Origin of the sequence: Streptomyces sp. NPDC057616, assembly GCF_042800575.1 — a bacterium.
In the GTDB taxonomy this organism is placed as follows: domain Bacteria; phylum Actinomycetota; class Actinomycetes; order Streptomycetales; family Streptomycetaceae; genus Streptomyces.
In genome coordinates this window covers 1-8,414 of the sequence record NZ_JBHVGU010000048.1, presented here as the reverse complement: position 1 = coordinate 8,414, position 8,414 = coordinate 1, and the positions used below count along the sequence as shown (strand labels likewise).

Here is an 8,414-nt window from a genome sequence, read left to right as displayed (position 1 = left end):
GACTGCCACTCATAACTGGAAAAAAACGTACGTGAAGGGACCGCGGTCCCACAACCTGTGTCCGGATTCTGGGACCGCGGCCCTGCTTGGGGCGGCGCCGGGAGCGCCGGCCCCCCCACGAAGTGGGCGGGTAGGCCGGAGGCCCTACGCGTTGCTGGCCGCCACCCAGCGCTCCAGCGCCCGCTTGGCGGAGCCGGAGTCGATCGACTCCGCCGCGCGGGCCATCCCGGCCCGGATCTGCTCGGCGAGCGGAGCCGGACCCGGGTCGAGGGCGACGAGCGCGGCCGCCGAGTTCAGCAGTACGGCGTCCCGTACCGGCCCCCGCTCGCCGTCGAGAAGCCTGCGGGCCACCTCGGCGTTGAACGACGGGTCGCCGCCACGCAGCGCCTCGACCGGCACCAGCTCGATGCCGACCTCACGGGGGTCGAAGGTCTCCTCGGTGACCTTGCCGTCCCGCACGATCCACACCCGGGAGGTGGCCGTGGTGGTCAGCTCGTCCAGGCCGTCGTCCCCGCGGAAGACCAGGGAGGAGTTGCCGCGCTCGGCGAAGACGCCCGCGACGACCGGCGCCATCCGCGGGTCGGCGACACCGACCGCCTGGGCCCGCACCTGGGCGGGGTTGGTCAGCGGGCCGAGGATGTTGAACACCGTGCGGATCGCCAACTGGCCGCGCGCGGCGCCGGCATGACGCAGCGCCGGGTGGAACTTGACGGCGAAGCAGAAGGTGATCCCCGCCTCCTGCGCCACCTCGGCCACCCGCCGGGGGGTCAGCTCCAGATTGACGCCGAGCTTCTCCAGGACGTCCGAGGCTCCGGAGGCCGAGGACGCGGCGCGGTTGCCGTGCTTGACGACCGTGGCGCCCGCGCCGGCCACGACGACGGCCGACATGGTGGAGATGTTGACGGTCTTGGCGCCGTCGCCGCCGGTGCCGACGATGTCGACCGTGCGGCCGGGCACCTCGATCACGTTGGCGTGCTCGTACATCGTCCGGACGAGGCCGGTGATCTCCTCGACCGTCTCGCCCTTGGCCCGCAGGGCCACGACGAAGCCCGCGATCTGGGCGTCCGTGGCCTCGCCGCGCATGATCTGGTCCATCGCCCAGGCCGTCGCGTCGGCGCTCTGGTCGTGGCCGTACAGCAGGGCGTTCAGTACCTCGGGCCAGGAACGGCCCGCCGCGGTGTCGCCTCCAGCGGGGGTCACAGCGCTCATAAGGCCGCTCCTGGGTGTCGTAGAAGAGTGGGACCCGTCGAAGGAGTCCGACCCCCACCCTATCCAGCCGGAAGGCATGGCAAAGGGCCCCGTCCGAACACCGGACAGGGCCCTTCGCGTGGCGTGGCGACGCCTCAGTGATCAGTGGTGGCCGTGGCCGCTCGTGATCTCCTTGTACTCCTCGACGGTCGGCTTCGAGATCTGGGACTCGTCGCCGAAGTACGCCTCGCTGAGCTTGGCACGCAGCTTCTCGGAGCCCTTCACCTTGCGCTCGACGCCGTTCTCGTCGGTCGTGGGACCGATCTCGAGCGGCTGGTACTGCTCGTGCGCCGTGAGCGTGTGCAGCGCGTCCTGGCTGAGCGGCTCGTGCACCTCGATGAACTCACCGTGCGGCAGGCGCTTGATGATGCCCGACTCGCGGCCGTGCAGCACCTTGTCCTTGTCGCGCCGCTGCAGACCCAGGCAGATCCGCTTGGTGGCGATGAACACCAGGACCGGCACCACGAAGAAGCCGACGCGCACGAACCAGGTGATCGCGTTGATCGACAGGTGGAAGTGCGTGGCCCACAGGTCGTTGCCGCCACCGATCATCAGCACGAAGTACCAGGACACCCACGCGGCACCGAACGCGGTACGCGTCGGGGCGTTGCGCGGACGGTCCAGGATGTGGTGCTCGCGCCGGTCGCCGGTGACCCAGGCCTCGACGAACGGGTAGACCGCGATCGCGACCAGGACCAGCGGAAAGACCACCAGCGGGATGAACACGCCCAGGACGAGCGTGTGGCCCCAGGCGTTGATCTCCCAGCCCGGCATGACGCGGATCAGGCCCTCGGAGAAGCCCATGTACCAGTCGGGCTGGGCGCCGGTGGACACCTGGTCCGGACGGTAGGGGCCGATGGCCCAGATCGGGTTGATCGAGGCGATCGCCGCGATGGCCGCGATGACACCGAAGACCAGGAAGAAGAAGCCTCCGGCCTTGGCCATGTACACCGGCAGCAGCGGCATGCCCACGACGTTGTTGTTCGTCCGTCCGGGACCCGCGAACTGCGTGTGCTTGTGGTAGAAGACCAGGATCAGGTGGCCGACCAGCAGACCGAGCATGATGCCCGGCAGCAGCAGGATGTGGATCGAGTAGAAGCGGGCCACGAAGTCGCCGCCCGGGAACTCTCCGCCGAAGAGGAAGAACGACAGGTACGTGCCGACGATCGGCACGGACAGGATCGCGCCCTCCATGAAGCGGACACCGGTGCCGGAGAGCAGGTCGTCCGGGAGCGAGTAACCGGTGAAGCCGGTGAACATGCCCAGGACGAGCAGCAGGAAGCCGAACAGCCAGTTGACCTCACGCGGCTTGCGGAACGCGCCGGTGAAGAACACGCGCATCATGTGCACGAACATGCCCGCGAGGAAGATCAGCGCGGCCCAGTGGTGGATCTGCCGGATCAGCAGACCACCGCGCACGTCGAAGGAGATGTGCAGGGTCGAGTTGAAGGCCTCGGACATCAGCTGGCCCTGCAGCGGGATGTAGCTGCCGTGGTACTCCACCTCGTTCATCGACGGGTGGAAGAACAGGGTCAGGTACACACCCGTGAGGATGATGATGATGAAGCTGTAGAGGCAGACCTCACCCAACATGAACGACCAGTGGTCGGGGAAGATCTTGCGCATGTTGGACTTGGCCAGGGAGTAGATCCCCAGGCGGCCGTCCGCCCAGTCGGCGACGCGCTCGCCGGCGGGCGCCTTTCCGCGGCGTGCCGCGGTGCTGTCGTTGGTGCTCATCCGCGCTCCCAGAATGCAGGACCGACGGGCTCTTCGAAGTCGCCGAGCGCCTCGAGGTAGCCCTCGTCGTTCACGCCGATCCGCAGCTGCGGCAGGGCGTGTCCGGCGGGGCCGAAGATCACCCGGGCACCGTCGGAGAGGTCGAAGGTGGACTGGTGGCAGGGGCACAGCACGTGGTGCGTCTGCTGCTCGTACAGCGAGATCGGGCAACCGACGTGGGTGCAGATCTTCGAGTACGCGACGATGCCCTCGTGCGACCACTCGAGCTCGCGCTTGTCCTTGATGTTGTCCGGCTGGATCCGGACGATCATCAGGGCCGCCTTGGCGATCTGGGTCTGGAAGTCCTCGTCCTGCTCCTCCAGGCCCTCGGGCTTGGCGAAGGTGAGCGAGCCGACGGCGACGTCGGAGGGACGCAGCGGCTCGTTCGTGTTCATGTTGACGAGCAGCTTGCCCTTGGACCACAGCGTGTGGCGGAGCTTGTTGTGGGGCAGCGGGCCGAGGTCGCGCAGCAGCATGACGCCGGAGAGCGGGAACAGGGCCATCGCGCCGAGCATCGTGTTGCGGATCAGCTTGCGGCGGCCGAGCACGGACTCCTTGGCACCCTGCCGGAAGTCGTCCATGACCTTGGCCTTGACCTCGGGCGAGGCCTCGATCGGGTGACGCTCGTCGGCGATCTCCACGTCGGACATCAGGGTGCGGGCCCAGTGGACCGCGCCCGCGCCGATGGCGAACAGCGCGAGGCCCAGGGTCAGACCCAGCGCGAAGTTCAGCGCGTTGATGTGGCCGATCGGGAAGACGAAGATCGACTTGTCGTGCGGGATCGCCACGTACGAGGCGATGAAGCCGACCGTGGCGAGCATCGAGACCGTGAACAGCATGGCCACCACGCGCTCGGACCGCTTGGCGGCCCGCTCGTCGATGTCCTGGATCCGGTGCTCGTGCGGCGGCAGACCGGGGTCGGCGAACGGGTTCTTCTCGTCCGCGACGCCGACCGTGCCGTGCTGGCCCTGCTCAGCGGGCAGGTTCTCTTCTGGAATGTCTTGGCTACTCATGACTTCTTGGCCTTTGCGGTCCGAGCGGCGACCCAGACGGCGACCGCGATCAGCGCGCCGAGTCCGAAGATCCAGGCGAACAGGCCCTCGGAGACCGGGCCGAGTCCGCCCAGCTCAAGGCCGCCGGGGCTCTCGGTGTCGTCTCCGTTGACCGCGTTCAGGTACGCGATGATGTCCTTCTTGTTCTGCGACGTCAGCGTGGTGTCGGGGAACGAAGGCATGTTCTGCGGGCCGGTCTGCATGGCCTCGTAGATGTGCTTCGGGTCGACACCCTCGAGGTCGGGCGCGAACTTGCCGTGGGTGAGCGCACCGCCCTTGCCGGTGAAGTTGTGGCACTGCGCGCAGTTGGTGCGGAACAGTTCACCGCCCTTGGCGATGTCGGCACCCTCGGGGCCGTACTGCTCCTTGGTCGGCACGGTCGGGCCGGCGCCCAGCGACGAGATGTACGCCGCGAGCTGGTCGATCTCGGCCTGCGTGTAGACGACCTTCTTCTTCGGGACCTGCGCGCCCGGCTGCTGGGCCGGCATACGGCCGGTGCCGACCTGGAAGTCGACGGCCGCGCTGCCCACGCCCACGAGGCTCGGGCCGTCGGAGGTGCCCTGACCGCCGGTTCCGTGGCAGGAGGCGCAGCCGACGGAATAGAGCTTCTTGCCCTCGTCGATGGCGAGAGACTGGGCAGTTTCATCGGCCTGCGCCTTGCTCGCGGGCGCGAACGCGGCGTACAGCCCCCCGGTGCATGCCAGCGCGAGGAGTAGGACGACGAGCGCCGCCATCGGATGGCGTCGTCGTGCGGAGAGCTTTTTCACGGATTACCCCGGTGTCAGGATCTTCTGCGTCGATGCTTGTGTGGTGTGCGCCCAGCGGCGCACGCGGGAACGGGCCCGGCTACTTGATCAGGTAGATCGTGGCGAAGAGGCCGATCCACACGACATCGACGAAGTGCCAGTAGTAGGACACGACGATGGCCGCGGTCGCCTGTTCGTGGGTGAACCTCTTGGCCGCGTAGGTACGGCCGAGGACGAACAGGAAGGCGATGAGGCCGCCCGTCACGTGCATGCCGTGGAACCCGGTGGTCAGGTAGAACACCGAGCCGTACGGGTCGGAGGACAGGGAGAGCCCGTCCTTCTTCACCAGCTCCGTGTACTCGAAGATCTGACCGCCGATGAAGATCGCACCCATCACGAAGGTGACGATGAACCAGCCCCGGAGCTTCTTCACGTCCCCGCGCTCGGCGGCGAAGACGCCGAGCTGGCAGGTGAGGGAGGAGAGCACCAGGATCGTGGTGTTGGTCGCGGAGAACGGAAGGTTGAGATGGCTCGCCATCTCCTTCCAGTGATCCGGACCGGTCACCGATCGCAGGGTGAAGTACATCGCGAAGAGGGCCGCGAAGAACATCAGCTCGGAACTCAGCCAGATGATGGTTCCGACGCTGGTGAGGTTCGGCCGGTTGACCGACGGGTGCGCGTGCCCGGTATCTACTGTCGTTGCTGTCGCCACGTCCGACATTATGTCGGTCGCTTATCCCGCCCTCACTCCGGGGGGTGCCGTTCGGAGTGTTGCTGCCGTCCATACCGGTGTTGACGTGGTGTTGAACGGAGTAACATCCGCCGCAACGGGCCTTTCCGTACGACGCTGACGTCTCGGAGGAACAATGCAGCCGACCGCCACGGTGCTGGTCTACAGCGACGACTCCAACACCCGCGAACAGGTGCGGCTGGCCACCGGGCGAAGGCCCGCGCCCGACGTTCCCGTCGTCGAGTTCGTGGAGTGCGCGACGCCCGCGGCCGTCGTGACGGAGCTGGACAAGGGCGGGATCGACATCTGCGTCCTGGACGGCGAGTCCGTGCCCATGGGCGGCATGGGTGTCTGCCGGCAGATCAAGGACGAGGTGTTCAACTGCCCGCCCGTGCTGCTGCTGATCGGGCGGCCGCAGGACGCGTGGCTCGCGACCTGGAGCCGGGCGGACGCGGCGGTGACGCTGCCCGTGGACCCGGTGGAGTTCGCCTCCGCGCTGGCCTCCCTGCTGCGGAGCAAGAGCCTGCAGCAGAGCGCCTGAGAGCCCCGGGCAGCCGTCCCCGGGACGGCTGCCCGCACGCGGGCTCACACGCTCTCTGGCCGCAACCTCGCCCTCTCCGCGGCCGTGGGTGCGTCGGGGGTTCCGGCGACCAGGGCGCTGCCCGTGCGCCAGTTCTTCCAGGAGAGGTTCCAGTCCCCGAAGCCGTTGCCGAAGGGCTCCATGGTGTCGCCGTCGGAGTTGACGACCTTCACCACATCGCCCTCGTGGACGTTGTTGAAGAACCACTCGGCGTTCCCGGTGCTCATGCCGGTGCAGCCGTGGCTGACGTTGGCGTAGCCCTGGGAGCCCACGGACCACGGGGCGGCGTGCACGTACTCGCCGCTCCAGGTCAGCCGCGTCGCGTAGTAGACCGGCAGGTCGTACGAGTCCGAACTGCCCTCGGCGATGCCGACGGTGGCACTGCGCATGCGTACGAAGTATTCCTTGCCCAGTACGACCTTGACGCCGTTGCGGGTCTCGAAGCCGGGCTTGCCGGTGGTGACGGGGATCTCGTTGATGTCCTCGCCGTTCTTGTAGACCGTCATGGAGTGCGACGCCGCGTCGGTGACGGCGACGACGCTGTCGCCGATGGTGAGCTTCAGCGGCTTGCTCGGCGCGCCCCGCAGCCGGTCGCCGATCTTGACCCCGTCGAGGTTGCTGCGCACCTGGACCGTGGCGTGGGCGGGCCAGTACTCCTTGGGGCGGTAGTGGAGCTCCTTGTCGTCCACCCAGTGCCAGGCGCCCTGCACGGCGGGGACGGAGTCCACCTGCAGCGCGCGCTCGACTATGGCCCGCTGGGCCTTGTCCTTGACCGGCTTGTCCAGCTCGGCGGTGATCGGCTGGCCGACGCCGTAGGTGCCCGACTTGGGCCCGAACGTCACGCCCAGCTGCTTCTTGGTGGTGGGCTTGCTGGTGTCGAAGGAGAGGACCTTGCGTCCGGGCGCCCCGTCCTCGTCCTCCGTGCTCACCCGCACCGTGTAGTGGGCGTTGGCGGCGAGCGGGGAGGTGCTGTGCCAGCGGGTGCCGTCGGTGGAGAGTTCGCCCGTCACGGAGCGGCCTGTGGCGTCCGTGGCGGTGACGTCCGTGATCCGGTCGTCGTCGTCGGCCGTGACTTCCAGGGGCTTGTCCGGATCCGCCTTCTTGCCGTCCTCGGAGAGGCCGTTGAAGGAGATCTGGTCCGTCGCGTCGTACGGCTTGTCGGTCAGCGGGTTGCCGCCGCTGCTGCAAGCGGTGCCGCCCGCGCCAAGGGCGATCACCAGCAGCGTGCAGCCGGCAACGGTGCGGGTGCGCGGAGAGTGGTTCATGTCCTCGACGCTATGGAGATCCGTCAAGTACGGCGCGCCGGGTAACTCGTACGAGGGACCTTTATTGCGGCAAAAGCAGGAGCCCGGACTCTCCTGACGGAGTGTCCGGGCTCTGCTGCGCTCAGCGCGTGCTACTGGGTGCGGTTCTCACCGCGGTAGTACTCGAAGACCCAGCCGTACAGGCCGACCATGATGATCGGGGCCGAGAAGTACAGCAGCCACCAGCCGATCGCGATCGACAGGAAGGCCAGCGCGCCACCGATGCCGAGGGCGAGCGGCTGCCAGCTGTGCGGGCTGAAGAACCCGACCTCGCCGGCGTCGTCCGCGACGTCCGCCTCCTTGTTGTCCATGGCACCCGCGTCGACCCGCCGGGCCGTGAAGCCCAGGTAGAAGCCGACCATGATGCACAGACCGAAGGCCAGGAAGAGCGCCGTGGTACCGGCCGGCTCCTTCGACCACACGCCATAGACGACCGCCATGGCGAGGACGAAGAAGCTCAACCACATGAACATCTTGCCCTGAACCTTCACTTGCCGGCCTCCTTGCCACCAGCCAGAGCGTGGTCACCGTGCGGCGCGTTCTCGAGCTGGTCGAGAGCGGCGATCTCAGGGTGATGCAGGTCGAACGCCGGGGATTCGCTGCGAATCCGCGGCAGGGTGAGGAAGTTGTGCCGCGGCGGCGGGCAGGAGGTCGCCCACTCCAGCGAACGGCCGTAGCCCCACGGGTCGTCGACCTCGACCTTCTTGCCGTACTTGGCCGTCTTCCACACGTTGTAGAGGAACGGCAGGATCGACAGGCCGAGCAGGAACGAACCGATCGTCGAGACCGTGTTCAGCGCGGTGAAGCCGTCGGCCGCCAGGTAGTCCGCGTAACGACGCGGCATGCCCTCGGCGCCCAGCCAGTGCTGCACCAGGAACGTGGTGTGGAAGCCGATGAACAGCGTCCAGAACGTGATCTTGCCGAGGCGCTCGTCGAGCATCTTGCCGGTCATCTTCGGCCACCAGAAGTGGAAGCCGG

General features: G+C 67.7%; 9 protein-coding genes. 1 reads left to right on the top strand and 8 read right to left on the bottom strand.

Annotated features, from left to right (window positions below; all coding sequences use genetic code 11):
- Positions 1 to 144: 144 nt before the first annotated feature.
- The 5 genes from trpD to ACFU97_RS39770 form a co-directional block, all read right to left on the bottom strand.
- Positions 145 to 1,209, bottom strand: a complete 1,065-nt coding sequence (gene trpD / locus ACFU97_RS39790; protein ID WP_384266485.1) for an anthranilate phosphoribosyltransferase — start codon at positions 1,207 to 1,209, stop codon at positions 145 to 147.
- Positions 1,210 to 1,350: 141 nt separating this feature from the next.
- The gene (locus ACFU97_RS39785; protein ID WP_384266483.1) at positions 1,351 to 2,985 is read right to left on the bottom strand and encodes a cytochrome bc complex cytochrome b subunit; all 1,635 of its coding nucleotides are present in this window, start codon (positions 2,983 to 2,985) and stop codon (positions 1,351 to 1,353) included.
- The gene (locus ACFU97_RS39780; RefSeq protein WP_384266481.1) at positions 2,982 to 4,037 is read right to left on the bottom strand and encodes a Rieske 2Fe-2S domain-containing protein; all 1,056 of its coding nucleotides are present in this window, start codon (positions 4,035 to 4,037) and stop codon (positions 2,982 to 2,984) included. The genes ACFU97_RS39785 and ACFU97_RS39780 overlap by 4 nt, the downstream gene beginning before the upstream one ends.
- Positions 4,034 to 4,843: a c-type cytochrome gene (locus tag ACFU97_RS39775; protein ID WP_384266478.1), complete on the bottom strand. Its 810-nt coding sequence runs from the start codon at positions 4,841 to 4,843 to the stop codon at positions 4,034 to 4,036. The genes ACFU97_RS39780 and ACFU97_RS39775 overlap by 4 nt, the downstream gene beginning before the upstream one ends.
- Before the next feature lie 79 nt (positions 4,844 to 4,922).
- Positions 4,923 to 5,543, bottom strand: coding sequence for a heme-copper oxidase subunit III (locus ACFU97_RS39770; RefSeq protein ID WP_384266476.1), 621 nt, complete (start codon positions 5,541 to 5,543; stop codon positions 4,923 to 4,925).
- Between the two features lie 145 nt (positions 5,544 to 5,688).
- Here ACFU97_RS39770 and ACFU97_RS39765 point away from each other — a divergent pair, with 145 nt between their 5' ends.
- The gene (locus tag ACFU97_RS39765) at positions 5,689 to 6,093 is read left to right on the top strand and encodes a hypothetical protein (RefSeq protein ID WP_384266473.1); all 405 of its coding nucleotides are present in this window, start codon (positions 5,689 to 5,691) and stop codon (positions 6,091 to 6,093) included.
- A 44-nt stretch (positions 6,094 to 6,137) separates the two neighbouring features.
- Here the strand turns inward: ACFU97_RS39765 and ACFU97_RS39760 are convergent, their stop codons facing one another.
- The 3 genes from ACFU97_RS39760 to ACFU97_RS39750 all read right to left on the bottom strand — a co-directional run.
- Positions 6,138 to 7,397 (bottom strand): Ig-like domain-containing protein, encoded by a 1,260-nt coding sequence (locus ACFU97_RS39760; protein ID WP_384266471.1) that lies wholly within the window; start codon positions 7,395 to 7,397, stop codon positions 6,138 to 6,140.
- A gap of 131 nt (positions 7,398 to 7,528) precedes the next feature.
- A complete protein-coding gene (locus ACFU97_RS39755; RefSeq protein ID WP_384266468.1) occupies positions 7,529 to 7,927 on the bottom strand; it encodes a cytochrome c oxidase subunit 4 in 399 nt (132 codons plus the stop codon).
- A partial coding sequence (locus ACFU97_RS39750; RefSeq protein WP_384266465.1) for a cbb3-type cytochrome c oxidase subunit I occupies positions 7,924 to 8,414 on the bottom strand: 491 nt, incomplete at its 5' end. The genes ACFU97_RS39750 and ACFU97_RS39755, both read right to left, overlap by 4 nt.

Bases quoted from the DNA above. Each gene is read 5' to 3' on its own strand.
- trpD (WP_384266485.1), bottom strand. From the start codon at position 1,209: ATGAGCGCTGTGACCCCCGCTGGAGGCGACACCGCGGCGGGCCGTTCC.
- ACFU97_RS39780 (WP_384266481.1), bottom strand. From the start codon at position 4,037: ATGAGTAGCCAAGACATTCCAGAAGAGAACCTGCCCGCTGAGCAGGGC.
- ACFU97_RS39785 (WP_384266483.1), bottom strand. From the start codon at position 2,985: ATGAGCACCAACGACAGCACCGCGGCACGCCGCGGAAAGGCGCCCGCC.
- ACFU97_RS39770 (WP_384266476.1), bottom strand. From the start codon at position 5,543: ATGTCGGACGTGGCGACAGCAACGACAGTAGATACCGGGCACGCGCAC.
- ACFU97_RS39765 (WP_384266473.1), top strand. From the start codon at position 5,689: ATGCAGCCGACCGCCACGGTGCTGGTCTACAGCGACGACTCCAACACC.
- ACFU97_RS39760 (WP_384266471.1), bottom strand. From the start codon at position 7,397: ATGAACCACTCTCCGCGCACCCGCACCGTTGCCGGCTGCACGCTGCTG.